Source organism: Micromonospora sp. DT68, assembly GCF_049847245.1.
Taxonomy (GTDB): Bacteria; Actinomycetota; Actinomycetes; order Mycobacteriales; family Micromonosporaceae; genus Micromonospora; species Micromonospora profundi.
The window spans coordinates 1-958 of sequence record NZ_JBNCNZ010000054.1 but is presented as its reverse complement, the minus strand read 5'-3'; the positions used below and the strand labels follow the sequence as shown (position 1 = coordinate 958).

Genomic DNA, 958 nt, shown 5'->3' with positions numbered 1-958 from the left:
CGGGCGGCTGGGTTCGCCACGAGTGTGCGGGATGTTTTTGCTTACCGGACCGTGCGCGGGCTGGCGGCAAGTCTGGGCGAGGGTGTTGACGAGTGGGAGCCGGTGGCGCCGTTCGCGTTGCTCAGCGACGCGGATCGGGCTGCTCTGCCGGCCGACCTGACCGACGCCTACCCGGCGACCCAGGCCCAGGTGGGCATGGCTGTCGAGATCGCCAAGGATGACGCCGCCAGGCCGTACCACATCGTCCACACCATGCGTGTCGACGACGGGCTGCCCTTCGACGTCGAGCCGCTGCGCGCCACCCTCGCCGAGCTTGTCGCCCGGCACGACACGTTGCGCACCTCGGTCGACCTCACCGGCTACTCGGTGCCCATGCAGCTCGTGCACGCCGAGGCGCAGGTGCCGATCGCTGTGCATCCCGACGCTAGCGGCCATCCGGCGTACGTCACCGCCGAGCGCGGGCGGCCGTTCGACCTGGCGTCACCGCCGCCGCTGCTGCGGGTGGCAGTGCACCGCGAGGACGACAAGGGCTGGTGGCTCACCGTCTCCGTCAGCCACCTCATCACCGGCGGCTGGGACCTCAACCTCCTGCTAGCCGACCTGCGCGACGGGTACCACCGGCGGCGGCGCGGCGAGCAGCCGACACCCGTCGAACCGGTGGCCGTCCGGTACGCAGACTTCGTGGCCGCCGAACTGTCGGCGCTCGACTCCGAGGCGGACGCCGACTACTGGCGGGACGTGGTGACCGGTAGGCCTAAGTTCACACTGCCGGACACCCTGGCGACCGAGTCCGGCCCGCGGCAGGTGTGCCGCACCGAGCTGGACATCGCCGACCTGGACCCCGCGTTGCGCGGGCTCGCCAGCAGCCTCGGCGTACCCGTCAAGGCCGTTCTGCACGCGGCTCATTTGAAGGTGATGAGTCAGTTGTCGGGGGAGCGGCGTTTTTACACGGGGTTGG

1 protein-coding gene is annotated in these 958 nt (G+C 70.6%); it reads left to right on the top strand.

The features are described 5' to 3' along the window. Window positions 1-51: 51 nt before the first annotated feature. Window positions 52-958, top strand: a 907-nt coding sequence (locus ACPXB1_RS30585; protein WP_425736170.1) for a condensation domain-containing protein, incomplete at its 3' end; no start/stop codon positions are given.